The sequence below is a fragment of the Chryseobacterium sp. B21-037 genome (genome assembly GCF_028570785.1).
Lineage (GTDB): Bacteria > Bacteroidota > Bacteroidia > Flavobacteriales > Weeksellaceae > Chryseobacterium > Chryseobacterium proteolyticum.
In genome coordinates this window covers 1,632,102-1,655,975 of sequence record NZ_JALGCB010000001.1, presented here as the reverse complement: position 1 = coordinate 1,655,975, position 23,874 = coordinate 1,632,102, and the positions used below count along the sequence as shown (strand labels likewise).

Sequence of the window (23,874 nt, the reverse complement as noted above, 5' to 3'; positions counted from 1 at the left end):
ATTTAAAGATTAATGGTTATTTCATTTAAATAATAGTTTTCATCTTCCTTAACAGCAAAGGAATGCTTATCACCGTACATGAGTTGTAAACGTTGCTTCACATTGCTTAATCCTATTCCTTTTGAGGGTTCTTTGGGGCCTTTCTTTTTTTTATTGCTGACAAGGAAATAGATCTTATTTTTTGTGGCTTCCAGCTCAATGGTTACCTGGTTTTTTTCATCATTCAATTCCCCATGCTTAAAAGCGTTTTCCACCAAAGTAACCAATGCCAGAGTCGGGACATAAGATATGTAAGCTTCATCGGTTTCAATATGTTGATGATACTTTACTTTTAGCATATGATTGAACCGGATCTGATTCATTTCTATTACTTTTTTCATATGATCAATTTCCAATGCAAGAGGCACTGTTCCAAGTTCATCCCAATCATCCAGAGCATAGCTCATAATCTCTGAAAGAAGATGTACCGCATGGGCTGCCTCCGGGCTTGTTTTAAGGGTTTTTGTATAAATAAAACTTAGCGAATTGAAAATAAAATGAGGATTGATCTGATATTTTATGGCAGCAAGTTCGGCTTTTAATTTTTCCTTCTCCAGCTCTTCTTTACGCTTACGCATTTCATTGGAAGTTATTATCGTGGCAAAAAAGACGGCTATCAAAATGATAACAAGATCAAGTAATGCAGCAGTGAGAAAGAATACGTTGGGTGAAACGTAACTTGGATCTGTGGGTTTAGGGTTTTGAATCTGGAAATTCCATATGTATTCATAAATGGTCAGTATGGTAAAGAAAAGAAGCCCTTGTAAAATTGCTTTCTTCCAGTTTCTGGTTTTTATTAGAGGGATCAGTAACTGATAAATAAGAATATAGTATACAATGGTTCCCTTTACAACAGTATGAATAAAATTAATATAAAGCTGACTTCCTGTTCCGAATTGTTTCAGGGTGGTCTCCAATCCCTGTAGTCGGATCAGAAATAGAAATGCCGCCACACTCCACGTCGTATAGATCATTAGAATGATCATTATCTGCTTCCATTGTTTTTTGGCGAACGTTATCATGAATATACTTTATTTTGAGCTTTTTATAATTAGATTTTAATTAAATAGGGAAATAAGAAATATAAGTTTCCGTATTCTCTATGAAATTACAATAATTTTATTTTGACAGTGCAATATTAACTCATATACTCTTTAGCATAAAACATTATCCATCAACAATTGTATTCCCGGCATCAACAATTTGATTCGGGTTATTTTATAATCAGCAGGTATGAAAATAAAAAAGCAGAGATCAATTCTCTGCTTTTTCTTTTTGTAAAGTGTGGTTCATGGTAAGAATAATACCCAGAAGGATTATTGCAATAATTAGATACCGCCAGGAAAGATCTTTCTGTAAACTAACAGTTCCGCTTACGGAGATAATGAAACTTGTAACCGAAGTAATAATATACACCAGTCCTCCCATCAGTCCACCGGCAGTCCCTGCATTCTTAGGGAAATAAAGCATACTTGTTGTGAAGAATGAAGTAAATAGAATCCCCGAACAGATATGAATAAAAAATGCAAAAGGGATCATGATATATAAACTTTCAGAAAAATAACTTATAATAATGAGTCCCGTAATGAGAGTTAATTGTAATATGATAGGTTGCAGTATTCTTGCTTTAAAGCCTAATGATACTCTTTTTTTACCGATAAACCCACCGATCATCCAGGAGAACCCAAGGATTAGTGTACAGTATCCGATAACAACAGGGGTAAAATGGAAAGTATTTTCGATAATAAAGGGACCCGTGATATTGAATAGCATAACAATCGAGTAGCTTAATCCTAAAATAATAATGCCCAGCATAAAAATACGGTTCCGGAGCATCATTTTATACAAGCTGATGTTTTCAGAAAAATTGAGTTTCTTTTTTTGTGGAAGACTTTCTCCACTAAAAAACCATTCAAATAGCAGTATGGCTCCGGCATAAAAAGCCAGAAAGTAAAAATTAGCATGCCAGTTGAATAATTTTTCCAGATATCCACCAAGAAAAGGAGCGAGAATCGGACCTAAGGACCAAACAATTGTAAAATAACTGAGATAATGTTTTACTTTTTCCGCATCATAAATATCAACAAAAATAGCCCGTGTAGCGACCACCAGCACTGATACGGCTATCCCTTGAAGGATACGGAGAAGGCAAATCAGTAAAATACTATTGGTCATGGTGATTAGAATACTTGTAATTACCAATAAAAACAATGCGATTAACTTGGGGCGATACCGGCCGATGCTATCCAAAATTCCTCCCACGAATAATTGGGAAATTCCGTAGCTCAGCAAATAGGAGGTAAGGGTAATTTGTATATCTTTTTCAGAAACATGCATTCCTTTAGCCATTGAGGGGAAGGAGGGCAGATATATATCTGTAACAAACCCCGATAATGGAATGGATATAAAAGCCATAATGGTGATCAATCTGATCCTTTGTTCAGATGCTTCTCTCAACATAATTCATCTCTTTTTTAATGATACAAAAATAAGCCGGGAATTTTTGATATCAATTTTAAAAGACAAAGAAAAAATTACAAAATTCAAAGAATTAAATCGCGTGCTTGAATTTGAGCGGCGAGGTATTTGAATATTTTTTGAAGAAATTATTAAAATGAGAGGGTTGATCGAATCCCAAAGTGTAACCGATTTCCGCAATATCCCAGTTGGTGTATTTTAAAAGGTTTTTAGATTCCTCAAACATCCTTTCCTTAATAATATGTGTGGTAGTAAGCTGGGTTACGGACTTTACAGAAGAATTCAAATGATTGACGTGTACATTAAGGCGTTCGGCAAAATCTGATGCGGTTTTCAGGGCAAGCGGATAGGCAGGAGAATCTAAAGGGAACTGTTTGTTGAGCAATTCGTCAAAAAGACGGTACAGGCGTACATTTGCCGGAAGTTCATCAGGATCAACGTCTTCTACGCGGTTTTCAAGGGCAAGATGAAGGACAGATGCCAGATGACTTTTAATGCTTCCGCAGCGAAACGGATAATTTGAATTATTGAGTTTGTACATTTGTTCAAAATACACCGTTGTCAACTGAGTCTGTTCTTCTGTCAAAAATACAATAGGCATGCTCCATTCCTTAAATAATGATGTTTTCTTAAATAGCTTGAATTCCGAACTTCCGTTAAAGAATTCCTGATTGAAAAGGCAGAAGTAGCCTTCCTGCAGATCCCCATCGCATTCCCATGAATAAGGAATATTTGGAGAGGGAAAAAACAAAGCAGGACGGTCTACATACAATTCCTGTTGTCCATATTTAAAAGTTCCTTTACCGATGATGAAGCTTATTTTGTAATAATCACGACGATTGTACGGGCTTTTGAAGCTGCAATATCTTCGCATAGAGATATTAAAGTGTGATTTCCCCAATTCAAAATCGTGAGAATCAAACATTTTTAATTGGTTTTCTCTGATATTTCTGTAATAGTCTTCAATGGTTTCCAGCCGATCGCTCATAACTTTAAAATTATAAAAATCAAAGATACGAAAACCTAACGACAGATATTGCAAGCAATGTGTATTGTGTAAAATTAGAAAGGAGGTTGAAGAAAATGCCGTCAGACTATTCTAAAATTTCCAGCAAATCTGCTTTACTGAAGCCTTGTAATTTTGATTCTTCTGTTTTTATCAGTCCTTGAGCCAGTTTACTTTTCTTTTTCTGCAGGTTCAGTATTTTTTCTTCAATCGTATGGGTGCAAACCATACGGACGGCTACTACATGTTTTGTTTGCCCTATTCTGTAACTCCTGTCAATGGCCTGGTTTTCGGCAGCCGGATTCCACCATGGGTCTACCAGATATACATAATCAGCTTCTGTAAGGTTGAGTCCTACACCACCAGCTTTTAAGCTGATGAGGAATACCCTCACATTGTCATCGGTCTGAAATCTATGAACTTTTGTACCTCTGTCCCTGGTCTGTCCTGTAAGATACTCGAAGGGAATATCTTTATTTTCAAGTTCTTTTTTGATGAGGTCCAGCATTCCTACAAATTGTGAAAATACAAGGATTTTGTGTTCTTTTGATTTATTTTCAATCTGTTCCGTTAATAATTGGATCTTTACAGCGTGATCGCCTGAGTAGCCTTCTTTAAGTAATACAGGAGAATTGCATATCTGACGGAGTTTAGTAAGACCTGTCAAAACATGCATGCTGTTTTTTAGTGTTTCATCATCTGTGGAAGCGGATATGAAATCGCGTAATTCACGCTCATAAAGGTCATAGATTTTACGTTGCTCTGCATCCATTTCACAGTAGATTACCATTTCTGTTTTTTCGGGAAGCTCTTTGGCAACCTGCTTTTTTGTTCTTCTTAAAATAAAAGGATTTATTTTTTGTTGAAGTTCAATAGTACGTTTGTTGTATTCAAACTTATCGATGGGAATGGCATACGTATCTTTAAAATATTGTTTGCTCCCCAATAATCCGGGTGAGGCGAATGAAAGCTGGCCATACAGATCAAAGGTGTTGTTCTCAACAGGCGTTCCTGTAATAACAATTCTGTTTCTGGCTTGTAAGAGACGTGCAGCTTTATATTTTTCTGAATTGGGGTTTTTAATTGTTTGTGATTCATCAAGGAAAATATAATCAAAATGAAATGTTTTAAGAAAACGGATGTCCGAAAGGAGCATTCCATAACTTGTCAATATGATATCATAATCCTGAAAAAGGTTTGTTGATTTTTCCCTGTCCGGACCATAATGCATCAATACCCTAAGAGAAGGAGCAAATTTTTCAATCTCTTCCTGCCAGTTGAACAACAGGGAAGTAGGAACGATGATCAGGTGGGTTCCGGAATGATATTTCTCTTTTCGATATAGAATAAATGCGAGGATCTGTATAGTTTTTCCTAATCCCATATCATCGGCAAGACAGCCGCCGAAATTATAATGGTCGAGTAACCCCAGCCAATTGAGGCCTTCTTTCTGATAATCTCGTAGGGTAGTTCTCAATCCTGCAGGAACGGGAATTTCAGGTGCTTTTTTCAGCACAGAGAATTGCTTGGAGTAAGAATGAATTTCAGTCTGTACCTCTTTTGATAAAACCTCTTTTTCAAACCAATCCGAAACCTCCGAAAAGCTAACTTTTGGAATTTTAAGCAACTCTCCGTCAATATCACCAATCTGAAAATACCTGTCGATCTTCTTTATCCATTCATCAGGTAAAATTCCCTGGGTGCCATCATCCAGTTGTATAAACTTTGTTTTATTACGAAGGGCCCGGTGTACCTGTTTCAAAGAAGCTTCTTTACCTCCGAAACGAACACTTAGTTTAGCATTGAACCAGTCGATACCACTTGTCACCTGGATGTTGATTTTCGCAGAGTGAGGGTTCAGTTTGTTATTTTTGAGTTCATTAAATCCAAGGATGGTTATCCCTTCATTTCTCCATGCTTCAAAAGTTCTTAAAAACCAATCGGCATCCAGAAATTTATCTTTGTACAAGTAGAAATATTCATGTCCCTCCAGTTGGTCCTGTAAATCCTCATGCTGTATCATGACAATGGATGTAAGTGCTGTTTCAGCTTCGTAATTGCGTTCAATTTTAAACAGATTTCCATTCTGATCCGTATCATATAATTGCTTCCGGGAGTATACTGCCACCTCTACGGATCCGTATTTCATTACGGGTGTGATGGAGATATAGTTGCCTTCCTGGTGAAGATAAATGATCTTTTCCATTTGGAAATCCTTTTCCTGAAGCTGTACCGGACTGGCAGTACGAATGTAGCTGTAATTGATTTGGACATGAGTCTCTAATGGAGATAAAACAGTATGTAAAAAGTGTTCATACTTTGATGCATGAATCAGCAGAATCTCATTATTGGACTTAAAAAATCTGATCACCCTAAGAAGATCAGGATTGTCAATGAGATTCAATGTATTCTGATGATAGATGAAACAATCATGGCGGATTATTACATTTTTGAAAGAAAGAGAAATATCATTAAATAGTAATTCTCCCGTAATCTCATAAAAAGGCTCTTTTTTAAACACTGTAAGCAGAATTTCGGCTTTCAGCAGATTGAGCTTTACGGGAATCAGGGATTTAGAAGAAATGGCTTCTGAAATAGTATGATCGTGGTAATAAGTATCAAGTCCCTGTGGATTCCGGATAATTAACTTCAGGGCTTCCATTTCCGTTGCGTCCGCTTCTTCATTAAATTTATTCTGAAAAGAAGCGATTGCCGTATAGAATTTGATCTCAGCAGGTTGATCCGCTTTCCAGACGAGTTGCATAGGATGAATAGGGGTCAACGGGTTTTTGATCTTACCGCTTTGGGTAGTATCAGCTTCCATTAATGAAAAATTGAGATGATTATAATACCGGTGCTTGCCAATAACCAATATTCTTTTTCTCTCAGTTTCTTGTATAGCAAGTTCCTTTAAAACCGATTGCCTCGTAGGAAGCAGATTTTGTTTAAAGCCTGGTTCATCTATCTGGAGAAGTTCCTTTATCCTGGATTGAATGTTGAGTTTTCCGTTCTGTAATTCCAACTGGAAATAAGTGTCAAGGTCAGGTTCATTTTCCAACCCGAAACTTTTAGCATGTGAAACCAATGTCCTTTGTCTTAGATTGGCATCGTAGAATATTCTGTAATTTTTCTGTTCAAGAATACAATAAATAATCTCTGCCTGATGCTCACAAAGTTTTTCTCCGTATTGATCACAAGAGCATGCCGTTACAATTGAAGAACCTACCTGGCTTACGGAAATATTTGGAAATCCTATTGTCGAAACAGATTTCGTAAAAACCCCCGAATTAATCTCCAGGGCAACAGGTTCAATATCATGGAAGTTTTTTTCTTCCATAAATTTTGCCGTTGAAGTATGCTTTAAAAGTTCATAAACTGAAAGCGTGCTGATATGGGTATTCCGTAATATATATTCTTTTGGCAGTTCCATGGTTGGGACAGGCAGATAATTTATAAAAAACGAAGGTACATAAAAACAGATAAAAAGAATTGTGTACTCTTATTATAAAATTGAAATTCCGCTTCTTTTCCTATTGAAAAATGCTTTGCAATTTTTATACAGTATTAATGATGCAAGGTCCTTGAATTTTTTATGTGATAAACCTTAATTTAAAAAGGATATTGGAAAAAATTTAGCTTTAAATTAAAAATTTCACCCGCCTTCTAAAATTTGAATTTATATTGGGTATTATAAAGGATTATTTTTTTTCAAATTTTTGTAAACTTTTTTCATCACAGTTAGGCTGGAATCACCATAAAACCTATATTTGCACCCTAAATTTTAAAATAAATGAAAGAACTAATTGAAAAAATCAACGCGGAATTTGAAGCATTCGCAACTGAAGCAAACCAACAAGCTGAAAAAGGAAACAAAGCAGCTGGAACAAGAGCTCGTAAATCAGCTTTAGAACTTAGCAAATTGTTCAAAGATTTCAGAAAAGTTTCTGTTGAGGAATCAAAAAAATAAATTTCCTAAAAGCCAGCTTTTTAAGCTGGCTTTTTTTGTGCCGGGATTTTTCTATGGATGCTTTCAGATATTCAATCTCTTTGTTTTAGCGAATTTTGAAAATATAAGCTAAATAACACTAAATTTTACCAAGGTATTGTCTTATTTCCCTTTGTGGGTATATTTGTGTAGTTAGTTGTTTTACATTAATCACCCATCATATGAAGCATTCTTATTTATATTTGATTCTTTTTTTTGGTCTTTTTTCCGCGCAAAAAGTAAAAGTCATAGATTCAGAAAACGGGAAAGCCATATTTCATGCGAGGATTGTTCTTAATAATCAGGTTGTTTACACCAATGAAGACGGCTATGCTCCACTTGGGCAGAACGCAGGAAACTTTGAAGTATCAGCTTTCGGATATCAGAAAAGAAAAGTAACCGGTTTTAATTCTTTTATCAAATTGAAACCTTCATTCAAAAATATTGAAGAGGTAAAAATGGTAAGTATAGATATAAAAAAACTTTTTAATGATATAAGAAAGAATTATGAAAAAAGATATTATAATGAGCCTTCCTTGTATAATGTGGTATTCAAAGAAAAAAGATCAGATAATGATGAACTTTGCTTTTTAGTTATTACGGAAGCTAAATTATGGAGCAAAAGTAACCATTACAATTATAATGACGGAATTCGTAAAAATTATGACAAGATTCTCCAGATGCAACTGAATAATGTTAAATACCTGAAAAATTTAAAGTCAGACAGTATTTTTTCGCCGGGGAGTAATGAATTTTCTCATGAGTATATGGGAAATTACTTTCTTAGCTTCGAACTGAACCGTACACTTAATCATATTAATAGTATTAACTCAAAATATTCAGGGAAAATAATCTCTGAAGAAGGGGATGAGCAGCTGATGACTTTTAAGGTTAAATCCGGTACGGGTATTGAGCTCATAGGAGAGCTTAAGTATAACAAGACTGATAAAGTGATTACTTATTTTGAAGTCAATTATCTGCAGACAAATTATCCGCCAATCAGAAGAAAAATGGCAGGAGGAATAGAGTATGATTACCAATTAGGGGATGCTTCACTTACTTTTGATTTTTATAAAAGAGACGGAATGTATCTGCCCGCCTTGGTAAGACTTAAAGGTGAAAAATACTCTGCTTTTTACCAGGGAAAGAAGCATGAAAGAAAATTCAGCAGAGAAATTATTTACAATACTTTTGAAAAGTCAAATAAGGAGGGACTTTCGTACAGAGTAGACTTCAGTAAAAACATCTGGGAAAATGTTCCGGTAAAAGAGGAGAAAGAAGATGCTATCATACTTTCTGCTGAGGAGCAGGCTTTTATTAATGAAAAGTAACAAATTTTGAAAAAAATTTAAACTGTTGTTTTAAGCTGTTTTTTTAATTGTTATCCATTTAATTTCTTAATTATTTTCCTATAAAGGCTTTTCTTCCTTTATTTAGTTCTCCTTTTCTTTTCAATTTTCGCTGAAATCTATATCTTTATTCCAATCAATAATGCTATGAAGATAAATACGTTTTTTGCAATGCCGGCAGTTGTTCTGGCAACGCAGTTTTCTTGGGCACAGGCTCCCGCAAAATCTCAGGAAAAGCTTAATCCTATTGTGGAAAGTTTTGTGAATGAAGCCAATAATAATTCTCAACTCGAAAATATGGCCTATGAGCTGCTTGATGGTATCGGACCCCGTTTGGTAGGAACTCCGGAAATGCTTGCCGCCAATGAATGGACAGCTAAAACACTTCGCTCATGGGGAGTAGATGCAAACCTTCAGCAATTTGGAACCTGGAAAGGGTGGCAGAGAGGAATTACCCATGTAGATATGGTATATCCCCGTGTGAAATCATTATCTGCCACACAACTTGCATGGAGCCCTGCAACTAAGAAGGCAATTGAAGCTGAGGTTATAGTACTTCCAAAGGTATCTTCCAAGGCCGAATTTGATCAGTGGTTGCCTTCTGTAAAAGGTAAAATGGTATTGATTGCGCAGTATCAGAAAATCGGACGTTCTGATGATCAGATCAAAGAATTCGCTACTCCGGAATTATATGAAAAGCTAAAGGCGGAAAAAGAACAAGCTTCCAAAGATTTCCGTGATTATGTAAAGAATATAGGATATGACAATAATACACTTCCGGAAGCTCTGGAAAAAGCGGGAGCAGCAGGGATTGCCATTTCCAACTGGACAGGAATTATGGGAGCAAACAGAATATTCGGAGCGAAAACATCTAAAATTCCCATGATTGATATTGATGTGGAAGATTATGGTATGTTGTACAGAATGGCAGAAAAGGGGGCTAAACCCAAAATAAAGCTTGAGGCCCAGTCAAAAATACTTCCTGAAGCTAAAAGCTTCAACACGATAGGAATGATCAAAGGAAAGGAAAAACCCAATGAATATGTTATTCTTTCTGCACACCTGGATTCATGGGACGGAGCGCAGGGTGCTACGGATAATGGAACCGGCACACTTACCATGCTTGAGACCATTAGGATTCTTAAAAAATACTACCCTAATAATAAAAGGACGATTGTAATCGGACTTTGGGGAAGCGAGGAGCAGGGATTGAACGGATCGAGAGGATTTGTTGCTGATAATCCGGAAATTATGAAAGGAACTCAGGCTGTTTTCAACCAGGATAATGGAACTGGCCGAGTAGTAAATATCGGAGGACAGGGATTTCTGAAATCATATGATTATATCGGGAAATGGCTGAATGCAGTTCCTAAAAATGTACGTGATAATATTAAAACCGATTTTCCGGGAATGCCGGGAGGAGGTGGATCTGATCATGCATCGTTTGTGGCAGCGGGTGTACCGGGATTCTCATTAAGTTCATTGAACTGGGGATATTTTGGATATACCTGGCATACAACGAAAGATACATATGATAAGATCGTTTTTGATGAACTTAAAAATAATGTGATTTTAACAGCTACCTTAGCTTATATGGCATCTGAAGATCCTGAGTTTACCAGCAGAGAGAGAAGGGTAATGCCGCAAGATGAAAAAGGGGAGGTTGTAAAATGGCCTGAAGCAAAGCAGCCGAGAAGAGATTCAAAGGATTATAAATAAACAATAAATGAAACCGCCACAACACTGGGGCGGTTTTTTATTTAAAAAAAGCTTTTACAATAAAAGGTTCTGATCACCCTGATATTTCAGGAGATCCCTGATTTCCGGAATTTTGCTTTCTTTTACAATATAGGTCTTACAGATCGTGTTGTTCATATGCATGCTGAAATTCACCCGCGTTCCGGTTCGCCTTCCCATGGCAATTGTTCTGGTCGTGTGTTCGGAGAAGACAGGGGAAAAGTTAGCAAGGCATAAAAGATTTCTTTGGAATGATTTTAAAAATCCGGGATAGTTTCCGTAATCATCCAGGACTTTAATTTTAAATATTTTCTTGCCTAAAGTTGTTCCCCAAGACCATTCCGTTATGGTTCCTGCAATGATAACACAGGGTATGGAAAGCAGAATGCTGATAACAATTACTTTATGAAGGAGAAAGTAGAAAATTAAACCAAAAGGAAGCATATCTATCCACTTGGCAAAAAGTCTTTCGGTCTCGTTTCCTTTATAACCTGGATTATAAGGTAAATGATACTCGTATGCATGATAAATTCTTTGGCCGGACTCGTCAAAATAACGAGTCGGCCGGTGAATGACTTTTCTTTCTTTAATTTCCGAGATTTTCAAATTAAATTCTTTATAAGATCATGCTCAGCTGAATTCTCTTTCTTACCTCGTCTACTTCTGTTACTTTTACCTGAACATGCTGATGCAGCTTCACTACCTCATTCACATCTGAAACAAAACCGTCCTTGAGCTGAGAAATATGGACTAATCCACTTTCCTTAATCCCCAGGTCAACAAAACATCCAAAGGCTGTAATATTATTAACGATTCCAGGAAGGATCATTCCTATTTTCAGGTCTTTTACACTTTTCACATTGGGGTCAAATTCAAAAATTTTGGCTGCCTTTCTGGGATCCAATCCCGGTTTTTCAAGCTCTTTTAAAATGTCCCGGATCCCAAAGATACCAATTTCTTCGCTAATATATTTTTCCGGCTGGATTAATGCAATTTTCTCTTTGTTAGCTATAAGTTCATTCAGCTTTATTCCCAGGTCTTTGGCCATTTTTTCAACGATACCGTATGCTTCCGGATGCACCGCTGAATTATCCAATGCATTTTTTCCGTTGCTTATTCTTATAAATGCCGCTGCCTGCTGAAAAGCTTTTTCTCCTAATCTGGGTACTTTTTTCAATTGTTTCCTGTCTTCAAAAGCTCCGTTTTCCGCGCGGTAATTGACAATATTTTCTGCCATTTTCTCACCAATTCCGGAAACATAGCTTAAAAGTGATTTGCTGGCTGTGTTCAGGTTGATCCCTACGGAGTTTACACATTTCATAACCGTAGAATCCAGTTCGTTTTTCAATTGAGTCTGGTCTACATCATGCTGATATTGTCCAACACCAATGGACTTAGCATCAATTTTAACGAGTTCAGCTAATGGGTCTGCAAGCCTTCTGCCAATGGAAACAGCACCACGTACTGTCACATCATAGCTGGGGAACTCTTCTCTGGCAATCTTACTTGCAGAATAAACAGATGCTCCGGCTTCTGAAACAACAAAAACCTGCAACGGTTTGTCAAATGCAATTTTTTTAATAAAGAACTCTGTTTCACGGCTTGCTGTTCCGTTTCCTATTGAAATAGCTTCAATATTATAGGCGTTAACCATCGAGCGTATCTTTTTCATTGCCATTCCCGATTCATTCTGAGGTGCATGCGGATAAATGGTTTCGTTGTGCAGAAGGTCTCCTTTTTCATCAAGGCATACCACTTTACACCCGCTTTTGTATCCAGGGTCTATTGCTAATATTCTTTTTTCTCCTAAAGGAGGAGCTAATAATAGCTGGGTTAAATTTTCAGAAAAAATCTCGATCGCTTTTTTATCTGCCTTTTCTTTTGCTTCCTGTAGTGTTTCATTGGAAATGGCGGGTTCCAGTAACCTTTTATAGCTGTCTTTTATCGCCAGAGCAATTTGTTCACTACTTTCATTTTTAGATTTAATGATGGCATTTTCAATAAAATCGATTGCCTCTTCTTTATCAATTCCTATATTTACTTTTACAAAACCTTCAGATTCTGCTCGTAGCATAGCCAAAAGTCGATGGGAGGGTGTTCTGCCAAGGCTTTCTTCCCATTCAAAATACTGAGAAAATTTTTGTGCACCTTCCTCTTCTTTTTTGGCTTTAACAACTTTAGAAGATATAACTGCTTTGCGTTGAAATAAACGACGGAGATTTTTGCGGACATACATATTTTCATTGATCCATTCAGCCATGATATCCCGTGCTCCCTGCAAAGCTTCCTCCTGAGAAGAAACTAAATCGTTCATATGCCGGGAAACTACAGAATCCAGATCATGGGATTTCTGGCTCATAATGATTTTAGCCAGAGGTTCAAGTCCCTTTTCCTTCGCAGCATCGGCTTTCGTTTTTTTCCGTTTTTTATATGGAAGATAAAGATCTTCAAGTTCCTGTATGTCGAAACTATCCTGGATTCTTTGCTGAAGTTCAGACGTTAAAGAGTTTTGCTCCTCGATGGATTTGAGGATCGATTCCTTTCTTTTAATGATTTCGTCAAACTGCTTGCTGAGTTTTGAAATTTGTTCAATCTGCAATTCATCCAGATTTCCGGTCGTATCTTTTCGATATCGTGAGATGAAAGGAATGGTACAGTCTTCTGACAATAATTGTAAGGTATTCGTAATGCTTTTTTCAGGTATATTAAGCGTTTGTTGTATATAGCTGGTTGTATTCATTCTAAATTTTAGACTGCTAAAATAGGCAATTTATATGGTGAGTGAAATATCTTACACCTTACATATTTGTATGGTTTTAGGACTTTATGATGGATATCTGAAAATAAAAACTTAATTTCTTGATGTATGATAAGAGAATAAGTAATAAGGTTTTTCTACTTTTGAATTTCAGAATTAAGGAATCGATCCTGATCAGTTCAAAAACTTTTTAAAAAAATAAAATATGAAAAAAATTAGTGTTATCGCGTTAGTAGGAGTAGGATTGCTTATGGCATCATGTACTAAAGAGAAATCAGCGGAGGCTTCGGCTGCTGGCCAGGAACAGGCTGTTGCTGAGAGCAAAGGAGAAGTGCTTGCCGTAGATACAGTAGCTTCTGTGGTTAACTGGAAAGCTTACCATAAAGGAGGTTTTGCTCCACGTTGGGGAACTCTTAATGTAAAGTCAGGTGACCTTAGTGTTGAAGGAAATCAGGTTTCTGCAGGAAATTTTGTTATTGACATGACTTCTATTAAAGTGGATCCTGCTTCAGTAACTGAAAAGGACAAGAAGCCGGAAGATCTGGTAACGCATTTAAAAACTCCTGACTTCTTTAATGTAGAGAAGAATCCGGTTTCAGATTTTAAAATTACCAGTGTAACGGACCTTAAAGAAGCTCCTAAAGATGCTGTGGCAGGTGCAAATAAAACAATAAGCGGTAATCTTACGCTATTGGGAAAAACAATGAATGTAACTTTCCCAGCGAAAGTAGAAGCAACAGCTAATTCCGCTTCTATAGATGCTAAATTTACTGTAAACAGAGCTGATTGGGGAATTAAATTCGGAACTTCCGAAGCAGACCCTGCTGAATGGATGATTAGTAAAGACATTGAGATCGGCGTTAATGTGAAAGCAAAAAAATAATTTGTTAGATATACTAAATAGGGAGCTGCTATTAAGCAGCTCTTTTTTTATGTTTAACTTTTTTAGTAATTGATAACACGGGCTCGGCATCATTTTTTCTTCTTCTTAATTAATAACACCAAAAATTTTAATATTATGTCGAAAAAAATTGCAATTCTGGCAACCCATGGTTTTGAAGAAAGTGAGTTACAATCACCAAAAGAATTTTTGGAACAACAAGGTTGGACTGCGCATATTGTAAGCCCCGATTCCGGAACCATAAAAGCATGGGCCGAAAAAGACTGGGGTAAAGAATACACTGTGGACAAAAATCTTAATGAAGCAAATGCTTCTGATTATGATGCACTGGTATTACCTGGAGGGGTGATCAACCCCGATCAGTTAAGAACAAATGACAAAGCACTCCATTTTGTACAAGATTTTTTTCAGCAGAAAAAACCTGTTGCGGCGATTTGCCATGGTCCACAAATCCTGATCAACGCAAAAGTTGTAGACGGAAAAAATATGACCTCTGTGAATTCGATAAGCGAAGATCTAAAAAATGCAGGAGCTTTGTGGGAAGATAAAGAAGTTGTAGTGGATAATGGTCTTGTTACAAGCAGAACACCGAAAGATTTGCCAGCATTTAATGCTAAGATGGTTGAGGAAATAAGAGAAGGAAAGCACGGTTAATTTATAATTTCTGATCAAATATAAGATGAGGCATAGTGGTTAAATTTTAATTACTATGCCTTATTTTTTACAAGGGTCGTACATTTGCAGGATATGATGTATTATTTATTGGCTATTAATATCGTGTGCTTTTTTATATTCGGAATCGATAAACGAAAGGCTAAAATGCATCAAAGAAGGATTTCTGAAAACACACTTTTGGCATTGGCCCTGTTTGGCGGCAGTGTAGGAGGAATATTCGGAATTTTTATCTTTAGACATAAAATTTCGAAAAAATCTTTTTTATTAAGATTTTGTGCGGTTCTTGTTATTCAGATGGTATTGGTTTATTTTTTTAGAAAATACAGATGAAGGTATGATGTAATTAACGCCTAACAGCTGGATGGTCAGGTATATGTGTACTTTGGAATAAGGAGCCAGGGAGCCCATTGCCATGTGATTTATTTTAACTTTCTCATTATGAATTTGTTAAATAATGTATAATCATACTGATTAATTAATTAAAAAACACTATTTTTGCACCCGTAAAAATCATTCATGCAAAACATTAGAAATATTGCGATTATCGCACACGTTGACCACGGGAAGACGACTTTGGTTGACAAGATTATTCATGCTACAAACATTTTCAGAGAAAATCAGGAAAGTGGAGAATTAATAATGGATAATAACGATCTTGAAAGAGAAAGAGGGATTACCATTTTATCTAAAAATATTTCTGTTACTTATAAAGACGTTAAAATTAACGTAATCGATACTCCTGGTCACGCCGATTTTGGTGGTGAAGTAGAGAGAGTTCTTAAAATGGCAGATGGTGTAATTTTGTTAGTTGATGCTTTCGAAGGGCCTATGCCACAAACAAGATTCGTATTGCAAAAAGCATTGGAATTAGGGTTAAGACCATTAGTAGTTATCAATAAAGTAGACAAACCAAACTGTCGTCCGGATGAAGTACATGATCAGGTATTTGATTTATTCTTCAACCTGGAAGCTACTGAAGAGCAATTGGATTTCCCAACCTTCTATGGATCTTCAAAACAAGGTTGGTTCAATACTTCACTAGAGCAAACGGAGGATATTTTTCCATTATTAGATGGTATCTTACAATATGTTCCTGCTCCAAAAGTATCTGAAGGTAATCTTCAAATGCAAATTACTTCTCTTGACTATTCTTCTTTCCTAGGAAGAATTGCGATCGGAAAAGTAACAAGAGGTGAGATTAAAGAATCTCAGTGGATTGGTCTTGCTCAGGCTGATGGTAAAATTGTAAAAGGAAAAGTAAAAGAATTATACGTTTTTGAAGGTTTAGGAAAGAAAAAAGTAACTGAAGTACAAGCTGGAGATATCTGTGCTGTAGTAGGTTTCGACTCTTTCCAGATTGGTGATTCTTTTGTGGATATGGAAAATCCTGAACCATTACCAAGAACTGCAATTGATGAGCCTACGTTGAACATGACGTTCTCTATTAACAATTCACCTTTCTTCGGAAAAGACGGTAAATATGTTACTTCAAATCACCTGAAAGAAAGATTAACGAAAGAATTGGAGAAAAACTTAGCATTAAGAGTTCAACAGACTGATGATGCCAATACATTCCTTGTTTTCGGTAGAGGTATTCTTCACTTATCAGTTTTGATCGAAACAATGAGAAGAGAAGGTTATGAAATGACAATCGGTCAGCCACAAGTTATCTTAAGAGAAATTGATGGTGAAAAATGTGAGCCTTATGAATCATTGGTTGTTGATGTTCCTGAAGAGTATGCTTCAAGAGTTATCGATTTGGCAACTCAAAGAAAAGGGGATCTTCACATTATGGAAACTAAAGGAGAAATGCAACATATGGAATTTGAGATTCCTTCAAGAGGTTTGATCGGATTGCGTTCTCAAATGTTAACTGCTACAGCTGGTGAAGCTATTATGGCACACCGTTTTACAGAATATAAGCCATTTAAAGGTGCTATTCCTGGAAGAAACAATGGTGTATTGATCAGCAAAACTCAAGGTCCGGCTACTGAATATTCTATTGCTAAACTTCAGGATAGAGGTAAGTTCTTTGTTGATCCGGGTGAGGAAATCTATGCAGGTATGATCATTGGTGAACAAAACAAACCAGGAGATTTAGTTGTAAACATCGTAGAAGCAAAACAGTTGAATAACATGAGAGCTTCTGGAAAAGATAAAGATACTGGTGTTGCTCCGAAAATCTTATTCTCATTAGAAGAATGTATGGAATATATCCAGGGTGATGAAGCAATCGAGGTAACTCCAAACTTCATCAGAATGAGAAAGAAAGTACTTTCTGAAGAAGAAAGAAAAAGACTGGAAAGATCTGCGAAAGCATAATGAAATTCAATATAAGTGAAAGCCTCGATTTTCGAGGCTTTTTTTATATATAAAAGTTGAATTAATTCAATTTATTATAATATTTTTAAAAAACTAAAAAAATAATTTAATGTAGTTTTGCACCCTATGAAAGTTAGTAATTTAAAATTGATCATATTGCTGGGGGTACTGGCATCTTGTGGAAGTTCCCGTACCGTTCAGAATAATACGGTAAAACCAACAAGAAATCCAAATACAGCAAATCCCGTTAAAAATATTTCAAAGCCTCCTGTGGCTAATACTAAACCAGTTCCTGTACCACCAGCCGATGAGGTTTTTAAAGTTAATCTTCCGGCTATTAACAGGGAATTCCGGGGTGCATGGATTGCCAGTGTTGCGAATATCAACTGGCCTTCAAGAAACGATTTATCTATTGATCAGCAAAAGGCCGAAGCCATCAGTATGCTGGATATGCTGAAAGATAACAACTTTAATGCTGTAATATTTCAGGTACGTCCCTCTGCGGATGCATTATACACCAGTTCTATTGAACCTTGGTCTTATTTTCTGACAGGAGAGACCGGGAGATCCCCTTATCCCAATTATGATCCGCTACAGTTCTGGATTGAAGAGTCCCACAAAAGAGGTCTGGAGCTTCATGTCTGGCTTAATCCTTACCGTGCACATCATACAAACGGAGGAGCTGTGAACAGCCTTTCTATGGCCAATAAGCTTTCTGACATTGTGGTAAGACTAAAAAACGGGATGTATTGGTTTGATCCTGCGAATCCTAAAACACAGGGACATGTTTCTAATGTGGTAAAGGATATCGTGCAGAGATATGATATAGATGCGGTGCATTTTGATGATTATTTTTATCCTTATGCAACTTATAATAAGGGCGGTGATTTCCCTGATAACGCTACTTGGAATGCATATGTAAGCAGTGGAGGAACTTTATCCCGGGCAGATTGGAGAAGAGATAATGTCAATAAATTTGTTGAAAGGATTTACAAAGAAGTTCATGCAGAAAAAAATTATGTAAAATTCGGGATCAGCCCGTTCGGAATCTGGAAACCGGGTTATCCTGCAGGAATTACAGGATCTTCTCAATATGACGAATTGTATGCTGATGCTAAATTATGGTTAAATAAAGGATGGGTAGACTATTTTTCTCCCCAACTGTACTGGCCTATTGATTCTAAAGGGCAGGGTTTTGAAGCTTTGCTGAATTGGTGGGAATCTGAAAATACAATGAAACGCCACCTATGGCCGGGATTAAATACAGTGGAAATCAGGACTTCTGATCGTCCTTCCGAGATTAAAAACCAAATAGAACTTTCCAGACAGATTCTGAAAGGTGATGCCGGTGAAATCCATTGGAGCATTGCAGGGCTTACGAGAAATCCTTCGATGTTAAGCACCCTGAGAAACGGGCCCTATAAAGAAAAAGCTTTGGTGCCAAAAAGTCCATGGATTAAAGCTGCTCCTATCTCAACCCCAACATTGTTTGTGGCCGATAACGGAAGTTTTGCTCAGGCAAGCTGGAGTAATAAAAATCTGAAAGATGTATTTCAGTGGGCATTATTTAAGCAATATAATGGCGTTTGGGAAATTGAAATTCTGACTTTAGACACACTTTCAAAAGATATTCCTAAATATAAGGATGGAAAAACTTTAAATGCAATTGCCATTAAAGCAATTGACCGGCTGGGAAATGAAAGTGATTACATGGCAAAAAAAATAAAATAATAAAAGGCTTCCAAAACTATAAAGCAAAGAATAAATGATATGTTATTGGTGCCGATACAATAAAAGCAGCTCTTGTAGAGCTGCTTTTATTTTAGAATAACTATAAATTATTAGCTTAAAATATTGTTTGCTAGTATTTTATGTTGTTATTTTTGTGTTTTTTTAAAAGAATAAGAACTTTATCGGAACCATTTTTGCAGGATTATATTCATAATCACTAAAAATAAAATATTATGAATACGAACAGACTTTCACCTGCGGTGGAAAAAGCCTTGAGCGATCAGATGAATAAAGAAATTCATGCAGCACACACTTTTCTTTCTTATGGAATATGGGCTGATGACAAAGGATACCAGGGTATTGCTAACTTTCTATACAGGCATGCGCAGGAAGAGAGAAACCATTCTATCAAATTTATGGAATATGTACTAAACAGAGGCGGAAAACCTAAAGTTGATGCCATTCCTGCGCCTCCAAGTGATCCTGAATCTCTGACTGCTTGCTTTGACGGCATTTTTAATCACGAGGTAGACAATACCACATCGATATATAAAATTGTTGATCTTGCCCTTCAGGAAAAGGATTGGGCAACTTGGAATTTTATGCAATGGTTCGTTCAGGAACAGATTGAAGAGGAAACTTTAGCTCAGAACCTGATCGATAAATTAAAAATTGCTGGTGGAGATCGTGCAACGGACGAATCTCTGTTTACATTAGATAAGACATTAGAAAAAACACCTGATGATGCTCCCTTAGCTCAGAACGCTACAGGTGCAAATCCTTAAGGTGAAAATAAAATGGAAAAAAAATCTGCCGGATTCCCGGCAGATTTTTTTATTATGAAACTCGTGTTAAAATCACTATCTTTGCAGACCTTTAAAAATAAAATAGTTTCATTATGAAATGTGGAATCGTAGGATTGCCGAACGTTGGTAAATCAACTCTGTTTAACTGTTTGAGCAATGCAAAAGCTCAATCTGCCAATTATCCTTTCTGTACTATCGAACCTAACCTGGGTACGGTATCAGTACCGGATCAAAGATTATTCGAGTTGGAAAAATTAGTAAATCCTGAAAGAGTTTTACCGGCTGTTGTGGAGATTGTAGATATTGCAGGTTTAGTAAAAGGAGCCAGCAAAGGAGAAGGTTTAGGAAACCAGTTTCTTGCAAATATCCGCGAATGTGAAGCAATTATCCATGTTTTAAGATGTTTTGATAATGGAAACATCATTCACGTAGAAGGTTCCGTAGACCCTTTGAGAGATAAAGAAATTATTGATATTGAACTTCAGCTGAAAGACCTTGAAACAGTAGGAAAAGCAGTTGATAAAGCTAAGAAATTTATCAAATCAGGAAAAAAAGAAGACATTCTTAATTATGAAACGCTGCAAAGCCTTCAGAAGTTTCTTGAAGATGGAAGAAATGCAAGAGAGTTTCCTGTAAATGATCTTACAAAACCAATTATTGACGATATTCAGCTATTAACAAAAAAACCTGTACTTTACGTTTGTAATGTAGATGAGAATTCTATTAAGAATGGAAACGAATGGGTGTCCAAAATTGATGAAATGGCTCAAAAAGAAGGATCTGAAATTGTGGTTTTGGCTGCTCAGATTGAAGCTGATATCAATGAGCTTGAAACTTTCGAAGAAAGAGAAATTTTCCTTGAAGAGCTGGGATTAGAAGAACCCGGAGTTAACAGATTAATCAGAAAAGCATATGATCTTCTCAAGCTTCAGACGTATTTTACTGCGGGTGTAAAAGAAGTAAGAGCATGGACTATCGGACAGGGATGGACTGCTCCTCAGGCAGCCGGAGTTATCCATACTGATTTTGAAAAAGGATTTATCCGTGCAGAAGTAATCAAATATAACGACTACGTACAATATGGTTCGGAATCAAAAGTAAAAGAGGCTGGAAAACTATCTGTGGAAGGAAAAGAATATATTGTTCAGGATGGTGATATTATGCACTTCAGATTCAATGTATAAAGTATAAAAGAAATATTAAAGTTATAGTAATTAAAAAACGCTTCCATTAATTTGGGAGCGTTTTTTTTTAACAAAAATGTGCATCCGTTAATAACGACATTCCTTTTGTGCGCAGCTTGGCGAAATGGTTGTACAACCGTTAGGATAATCCGGAAGCGGAGGGTCGCAGGGATAAGTAGGACATGCGATAGGCTGTTTACAGTCAAGCATTCCTCCGACGATTGTTTTTAATTCTTTTTTTGTCAGTTTTTTTGCTTTCATAAAGTCTTGGTTTTTCATATGTATTGATTGGTAATTGTTTAATAAATCAGGGTAAGAAATGATCATCCCTAAAGTGCCTGTACATTTAAAAATGCATTTTTACAGTAACTAAAGTGTTTATTAATAGTTGATCCGTTAAAATAGTATAAAACCATTCTTATGCAGAATGGTCTTATAAGAAAAGTTTTGCGGTTGGGATTATGGAAGTTCCGGACGGCACTCAGGCTCTGCACATCCCAGTGAAAAGATCCTGCAACCGTTGGTTTTCGGATCACGGCATTGCATCAGGCCTCCTGTAATTGTTCTTAGCTTTTTTTTATTTAATCTTATTCCGCTTTGTAAATTTTGTTTTTTCATGATGATCGTGTTAATGATTTAGTAATAAATATGCTTCTAATCTATTTCCTTTTATTGAATCTGAAAACATCAATTTTCAGCCTTATTGAATTAGTACAAAAAACCACTCTTTGGAAGAGTGGCTTCGTAAAAAATATCAATTTAAGGAATGTATCTGCATTGAAATTCTGCACACTGACGCCCGTAAGCGATGCATTGATTGGTATCCGGATCCACACACATTTGTAGTCCACCGGTAATTGTTCTTAACTCTTTTTTGTTTAATTTTTTTCCTTTTTGGAGATTCAGATTTTTCATATTATGATTTTAATAAATTAGTTTAAACTAAGTTATGAAAAATATTTATTGTATGTCACTATATTATGAAAAATATTTACATTAACAATAAATGATTGGAATTCAATATTTGTGTAACTTTATATATTTGAATTTTACAAATACTCAATTATGGAAAAAATAGGGCATGCTTCTCTGGAAGATTTTTATAGGGAAATGACTGCAAAGCTGGGGAAGGATATTGAAAGTATTTTTCCAAAGGGTTTGCATAAAGATATTGGTCATTTTAATGTATTTGATATTGCTCAGACCATTGAAAAGGTAAAGACAACTTCTGAAATGCCATATAACAGAAGAAAATATTATAAGATAAGCCTGATCCGGGGACGGAATAGAGCAGAATATGCAGATAAGGTTATTCCCATAAAAGAGAATGCGCTATTATTTGCAACGCCTAAGGTTCCTTATCACTGGGTTCCTGAAGATCCTAATCAATCGGGTAGCTTCTGTGTATTCACTGAAGATTTCTTTATTAAGGATAAATCTCATAATACGCTTGAAGACTTGCCTATATTTCAACCGGGAGCATTCCCCGTATTTGAAATTGATGCAGCGTTAGCAGATGAAATTGAGGTACTTTTCAGGAAAATAAAAACTGAAATTGAGTCTGATTATATTTTTAAATATGACCTGATCCGCAATTATGTACTCGAATTGATCCATTACGGACAAAAGTTACAGCCGGCTACAAAATTGTCGACCTCCAATGATGCTTCTTTACGAGTTGTTTCTTTATTTATAGAGCTATTGGAACGACAGTTTCCCATTGAATCCTACGATCAGAGAATCCAGCTTAAAACAGCAAAAGATTACGCAGACCGCCTGTCTGTGCATGTTAATTATTTAAACAAAAAACTTAAAGAAAATACAGGAAAGACTACGACGGAATTTATAGCTGACAGGCTTATCCAGGAGGCTAAAATACTATTGAAGCAAACCACCTGGAATGTTTCTGAAATATCGTATGCGTTGGGTTTTGAGGAAATTGCTCATTTTTCAAATTTCTTTAAGAGAAAAACTTCATACAATCCATTACAGTTTCGTTCCTGATTTGAATTTTGCAAATTTCAGATTGATTGAAGCAAACATCTGTGTCTCCAAATACCAGAACTTTGTCCCATTAAAAACAACGAAAAAATGAATTCAAAAACAAAAATTGCCTTAATAACCGGTGGAAGCCGTGGAATAGGAAAAAATTCAGCCTTGAGAATAGCTGAAAAAGGTCTCGATGTTATCATTACTTATAAAAGCAGTAAAGAAGAAGCTGATGCTGTAGTCAATGAGATCAAGGCATTGGGTAGAAATGCTGCTGCTTTCCAATTGGATACACGAGATGTGAAAAGTTTTGATGCCTTTATAAAAAATGTAACAGATCATCTACAGGAGCACACCGCAAGTCCGAACATTGATTATTTAATTAATAATGCCGGAACTGCTTTATATTCTCCGATTACTGAAACTACAGAAGAGCAACTGGATGATATTATAGATATCCATTTCAAAGGAGTATTTTTCCTTAGTCAGAAGTTCTTGCCTTTTATGAATGATGGAGGTGGAATTATCAATATTTCATCCGGTTTGGCAAGAGTAGCGCTTCCGGGATCGTCAGTATACGGATCTATGAAAGCAGGGGTTGAAATGCTTACAAAATATATGGCGAAAGAATTAGGTGCGAGAAAGATTAAAGCTAATGTCGTGGCGCCCGGAGCTATAGAAACCGATTTTGGAGGTGGAAGAACACGTGATAATAAAGAGGTTAATGCTTTGGTTTCAAACATCACAGCTTTAGGAAGGGCTGGACTTCCGGAAGATGTAGGTGGAGTAGTCGCTTTTTTGTGTACGGAAGATGCAGGATGGATCAGCGGTCAGAGAATCGAAGTGTCGGGAGGAATGGCGTTGTAAGATAATATCAAGGATATAATAATGAATAAAAGCAGTAGGAATCTACT

21 protein-coding genes are annotated in these 23,874 nt (G+C 36.3%); 12 read left to right on the top strand and 9 right to left on the bottom strand.

Annotated elements, in window-relative coordinates; genetic code table 11:
- Nucleotides 1-2: 2 nt before the first annotated feature.
- The 4 genes from MTQ00_RS07275 to MTQ00_RS07260 form a co-directional block, all read right to left on the bottom strand.
- Entirely contained in the window at nt 3-1,061 is a 1,059-nt protein-coding gene (locus MTQ00_RS07275) for a sensor histidine kinase (RefSeq protein ID WP_273648279.1), read from the bottom strand.
- Nucleotides 1,062-1,293: 232 nt separating this feature from the next.
- The gene (locus MTQ00_RS07270; protein ID WP_273648278.1) at nt 1,294-2,499 is read right to left on the bottom strand and encodes an MFS transporter; all 1,206 of its coding nucleotides are present in this window, start codon (nt 2,497-2,499) and stop codon (nt 1,294-1,296) included.
- Between the two features lie 91 nt (nt 2,500-2,590).
- Nucleotides 2,591-3,505, bottom strand: coding sequence for a helix-turn-helix domain-containing protein (locus MTQ00_RS07265; protein ID WP_172278741.1), 915 nt, complete (start codon nt 3,503-3,505; stop codon nt 2,591-2,593).
- A gap of 106 nt (nt 3,506-3,611) precedes the next feature.
- The gene (locus MTQ00_RS07260) at nt 3,612-6,953 is read right to left on the bottom strand and encodes a DEAD/DEAH box helicase (RefSeq protein ID WP_273648277.1); all 3,342 of its coding nucleotides are present in this window, start codon (nt 6,951-6,953) and stop codon (nt 3,612-3,614) included.
- 360 nt (nt 6,954-7,313) lie between these two features.
- On the opposite strand from MTQ00_RS07260, the gene MTQ00_RS07255 reads away from it, so the two are divergent.
- The 3 genes from MTQ00_RS07255 to MTQ00_RS07245 all read left to right on the top strand — a co-directional run bounded on the left by MTQ00_RS07255 (nt 7,314) and on the right by MTQ00_RS07245 (nt 10,576).
- Entirely contained in the window at nt 7,314-7,490 is a 177-nt protein-coding gene (locus MTQ00_RS07255) for a histone H1 (protein ID WP_089026768.1), read from the top strand.
- Nucleotides 7,491-7,690: 200 nt separating this feature from the next.
- Nucleotides 7,691-8,839: a hypothetical protein gene (locus MTQ00_RS07250; RefSeq protein ID WP_273648276.1), complete on the top strand. Its 1,149-nt coding sequence runs from the start codon at nt 7,691-7,693 to the stop codon at nt 8,837-8,839.
- A gap of 165 nt (nt 8,840-9,004) precedes the next feature.
- Nucleotides 9,005-10,576, top strand: a complete 1,572-nt coding sequence (locus tag MTQ00_RS07245) for a M20/M25/M40 family metallo-hydrolase (RefSeq protein ID WP_273648275.1) — start codon at nt 9,005-9,007, stop codon at nt 10,574-10,576.
- A gap of 54 nt (nt 10,577-10,630) precedes the next feature.
- Here MTQ00_RS07245 and MTQ00_RS07240 read toward each other — a convergent pair whose 3' ends face one another.
- Nucleotides 10,631-11,200, bottom strand: a complete 570-nt coding sequence (locus MTQ00_RS07240; RefSeq protein WP_273648274.1) for an RDD family protein — start codon at nt 11,198-11,200, stop codon at nt 10,631-10,633.
- A 10-nt stretch (nt 11,201-11,210) separates the two neighbouring features.
- Entirely contained in the window at nt 11,211-13,334 is a 2,124-nt protein-coding gene (locus tag MTQ00_RS07235; protein ID WP_273648273.1) for a Tex family protein, read from the bottom strand.
- A 223-nt stretch (nt 13,335-13,557) separates the two neighbouring features.
- Here MTQ00_RS07235 and MTQ00_RS07230 point away from each other — a divergent pair, with 223 nt between their 5' ends.
- The 7 genes from MTQ00_RS07230 to ychF all read left to right on the top strand — a co-directional run bounded on the left by MTQ00_RS07230 (nt 13,558) and on the right by ychF (nt 20,971).
- Complete coding sequence (locus MTQ00_RS07230) at nt 13,558-14,235, top strand: YceI family protein (protein ID WP_273648272.1); 678 nt, start codon at nt 13,558-13,560, stop codon at nt 14,233-14,235.
- A gap of 135 nt (nt 14,236-14,370) precedes the next feature.
- Nucleotides 14,371-14,907, top strand: coding sequence for a type 1 glutamine amidotransferase domain-containing protein (locus tag MTQ00_RS07225; protein WP_172278727.1), 537 nt, complete (start codon nt 14,371-14,373; stop codon nt 14,905-14,907).
- Nucleotides 14,908-15,000: 93 nt separating this feature from the next.
- Nucleotides 15,001-15,258, top strand: coding sequence for a DUF1294 domain-containing protein (locus MTQ00_RS22365; protein WP_373428008.1), 258 nt, complete (start codon nt 15,001-15,003; stop codon nt 15,256-15,258).
- A gap of 186 nt (nt 15,259-15,444) precedes the next feature.
- Nucleotides 15,445-17,250, top strand: a complete 1,806-nt coding sequence (gene typA, locus MTQ00_RS07220) for a translational GTPase TypA (protein WP_273648271.1) — start codon at nt 15,445-15,447, stop codon at nt 17,248-17,250.
- Nucleotides 17,251-17,376: 126 nt separating this feature from the next.
- Entirely contained in the window at nt 17,377-18,981 is a 1,605-nt protein-coding gene (locus MTQ00_RS07215; RefSeq protein WP_273648270.1) for a glycoside hydrolase family 10 protein, read from the top strand.
- 233 nt (nt 18,982-19,214) lie between these two features.
- A complete protein-coding gene (locus MTQ00_RS07210) occupies nt 19,215-19,766 on the top strand; it encodes a ferritin (protein ID WP_172278720.1) in 552 nt (183 codons plus the stop codon).
- Nucleotides 19,767-19,879: 113 nt separating this feature from the next.
- Complete coding sequence (gene ychF, locus MTQ00_RS07205) at nt 19,880-20,971, top strand: redox-regulated ATPase YchF (protein WP_273648269.1); 1,092 nt, start codon at nt 19,880-19,882, stop codon at nt 20,969-20,971.
- A gap of 87 nt (nt 20,972-21,058) precedes the next feature.
- Here ychF and MTQ00_RS07200 read toward each other — a convergent pair whose 3' ends face one another.
- The 3 genes from MTQ00_RS07200 to MTQ00_RS07190 all read right to left on the bottom strand — a co-directional run bounded on the left by MTQ00_RS07200 (nt 21,059) and on the right by MTQ00_RS07190 (nt 21,886).
- Nucleotides 21,059-21,232, bottom strand: coding sequence for a bacteriocin (locus MTQ00_RS07200; RefSeq protein ID WP_273648268.1), 174 nt, complete (start codon nt 21,230-21,232; stop codon nt 21,059-21,061).
- Between the two features lie 198 nt (nt 21,233-21,430).
- Complete coding sequence (locus tag MTQ00_RS07195; protein WP_273648267.1) at nt 21,431-21,589, bottom strand: hypothetical protein; 159 nt, start codon at nt 21,587-21,589, stop codon at nt 21,431-21,433.
- 141 nt (nt 21,590-21,730) lie between these two features.
- Nucleotides 21,731-21,886 carry a bacteriocin gene (locus MTQ00_RS07190; RefSeq protein WP_172278712.1) on the bottom strand — a complete coding sequence of 52 codons (156 nt, stop codon included), beginning with the start codon at nt 21,884-21,886 and terminating at the stop codon, nt 21,731-21,733.
- 150 nt (nt 21,887-22,036) lie between these two features.
- On the opposite strand from MTQ00_RS07190, the gene MTQ00_RS07185 reads away from it, so the two are divergent.
- Both MTQ00_RS07185 and MTQ00_RS07180 read left to right on the top strand, forming a co-directional pair.
- Complete coding sequence (locus MTQ00_RS07185; RefSeq protein ID WP_273648266.1) at nt 22,037-22,975, top strand: helix-turn-helix domain-containing protein; 939 nt, start codon at nt 22,037-22,039, stop codon at nt 22,973-22,975.
- A gap of 87 nt (nt 22,976-23,062) precedes the next feature.
- Nucleotides 23,063-23,827 (top strand): SDR family NAD(P)-dependent oxidoreductase, encoded by a 765-nt coding sequence (locus MTQ00_RS07180; RefSeq protein WP_172278707.1) that lies wholly within the window; start codon nt 23,063-23,065, stop codon nt 23,825-23,827.
- The last annotated feature ends 47 nt before the right edge of the window (nt 23,828-23,874 follow it).

What these genes read in the sequence shown, in the direction of transcription:
- MTQ00_RS07230 (WP_273648272.1), top strand. Translation starts at nt 13,558, where the DNA reads ATGAAAAAAATTAGTGTTATCGCGTTAGTAGGAGTAGGATTGCTTATG.
- MTQ00_RS07195 (WP_273648267.1), bottom strand. Translation starts at nt 21,589, where the DNA reads ATGAAAAAACAAAATTTACAAAGCGGAATAAGATTAAATAAAAAAAAG.
- MTQ00_RS07200 (WP_273648268.1), bottom strand. Translation starts at nt 21,232, where the DNA reads ATGAAAGCAAAAAAACTGACAAAAAAAGAATTAAAAACAATCGTCGGA.
- typA (WP_273648271.1), top strand. Translation starts at nt 15,445, where the DNA reads ATGCAAAACATTAGAAATATTGCGATTATCGCACACGTTGACCACGGG.
- ychF (WP_273648269.1), top strand. Translation starts at nt 19,880, where the DNA reads ATGAAATGTGGAATCGTAGGATTGCCGAACGTTGGTAAATCAACTCTG.
- MTQ00_RS07190 (WP_172278712.1), bottom strand. Translation starts at nt 21,886, where the DNA reads ATGAAAAATCTGAATCTCCAAAAAGGAAAAAAATTAAACAAAAAAGAG.
- MTQ00_RS07270 (WP_273648278.1), bottom strand. Translation starts at nt 2,499, where the DNA reads ATGTTGAGAGAAGCATCTGAACAAAGGATCAGATTGATCACCATTATG.
- MTQ00_RS07180 (WP_172278707.1), top strand. Translation starts at nt 23,063, where the DNA reads ATGAATTCAAAAACAAAAATTGCCTTAATAACCGGTGGAAGCCGTGGA.
- MTQ00_RS07250 (WP_273648276.1), top strand. Translation starts at nt 7,691, where the DNA reads ATGAAGCATTCTTATTTATATTTGATTCTTTTTTTTGGTCTTTTTTCC.
- MTQ00_RS07215 (WP_273648270.1), top strand. Translation starts at nt 17,377, where the DNA reads ATGAAAGTTAGTAATTTAAAATTGATCATATTGCTGGGGGTACTGGCA.
- MTQ00_RS07185 (WP_273648266.1), top strand. Translation starts at nt 22,037, where the DNA reads ATGGAAAAAATAGGGCATGCTTCTCTGGAAGATTTTTATAGGGAAATG.
- MTQ00_RS07255 (WP_089026768.1), top strand. Translation starts at nt 7,314, where the DNA reads ATGAAAGAACTAATTGAAAAAATCAACGCGGAATTTGAAGCATTCGCA.
- MTQ00_RS07245 (WP_273648275.1), top strand. Translation starts at nt 9,005, where the DNA reads ATGAAGATAAATACGTTTTTTGCAATGCCGGCAGTTGTTCTGGCAACG.
- MTQ00_RS07225 (WP_172278727.1), top strand. Translation starts at nt 14,371, where the DNA reads ATGTCGAAAAAAATTGCAATTCTGGCAACCCATGGTTTTGAAGAAAGT.
- MTQ00_RS07210 (WP_172278720.1), top strand. Translation starts at nt 19,215, where the DNA reads ATGAATACGAACAGACTTTCACCTGCGGTGGAAAAAGCCTTGAGCGAT.
- MTQ00_RS07275 (WP_273648279.1), bottom strand. Translation starts at nt 1,061, where the DNA reads ATGATAACGTTCGCCAAAAAACAATGGAAGCAGATAATGATCATTCTA.
- MTQ00_RS22365 (WP_373428008.1), top strand. Translation starts at nt 15,001, where the DNA reads ATGATGTATTATTTATTGGCTATTAATATCGTGTGCTTTTTTATATTC.
- MTQ00_RS07235 (WP_273648273.1), bottom strand. Translation starts at nt 13,334, where the DNA reads ATGAATACAACCAGCTATATACAACAAACGCTTAATATACCTGAAAAA.
- MTQ00_RS07265 (WP_172278741.1), bottom strand. Translation starts at nt 3,505, where the DNA reads ATGAGCGATCGGCTGGAAACCATTGAAGACTATTACAGAAATATCAGA.
- MTQ00_RS07260 (WP_273648277.1), bottom strand. Translation starts at nt 6,953, where the DNA reads ATGGAACTGCCAAAAGAATATATATTACGGAATACCCATATCAGCACG.